General features: G+C 61.1%; 1 pseudogene. It reads right to left on the bottom strand.

From position 1 onward, the window contains the following. Positions 1-6 precede the first annotated feature (6 nt). Positions 7-718: pseudogene (locus GOAMI_RS22285) on the bottom strand (hypothetical protein); the annotation flags it as partial.

Genomic DNA, 718 nt, shown 5'->3' with positions numbered 1-718 from the left:
CGTCACTCATGCGGCTCCTTTGACGGTAGGCGGACTGTCTGCCGATCCGAAGTCCGTTATCCCCTCGATGCCGGGCGGATGAGGACCATACACTTGCTCGGGGTTGTTCTCTCTCGGAAATCCTTGCAAGTCCCATTGATAGTCCCCGTACTCATGGCGGAACGGGAGATGCACGAGCGGCCCTAACCCGATGTGGTCGCCGGAGTCGTCTTGATGCAAGATCCTGGTCTTGCCGTCAGGTAGGTACTGGTAGGTCTCCATCGACGGGAAGTCGGTCGCAACCCCCGAGACCAGGGCACCGTCAACGCCAGGGGTCACGATCGTCTGTCCGCGCACCCTCCACCCCGCGTCACCAGCCGGCCCAGGAGCAAGTGGATCCGCGGCGTCGTAGTTGATCAACACAGTGCCGTCTGGCAGCTGAGCAGCAGACATCTTGGGCGTGCCGGTCCTGACTTGCCCCACCGTATCGGCCGACGGATTCTGCCGCGCAATCACTATGCCGTTCTCGTAGTCGATGAAGTACGAGACCCGGGTGTTCTCGGGGGCGAAGTTCGGGTCAAATTCGCGGCCGTCTCCATAGTGCCGCGATGCTCCCCCGAGTACCTTGCCGTTGGGGATGAACAGACCAGTGGCGACAACACCCTGTCCGGGTACGGGGTCAATCTTGATGACGCTGATGACCGGCGGGACCCCTTGGTTCTTGGGGTTATAACTGTGT

Source organism: Gordonia amicalis NBRC 100051 = JCM 11271, from assembly GCF_000332995.1.
GTDB lineage: Bacteria > Actinomycetota > Actinomycetes > Mycobacteriales > Mycobacteriaceae > Gordonia > Gordonia amicalis.
The sequence above is the reverse complement of the archived record's forward strand: the minus strand, read 5'-3'. Positions and strand labels throughout refer to the sequence as shown.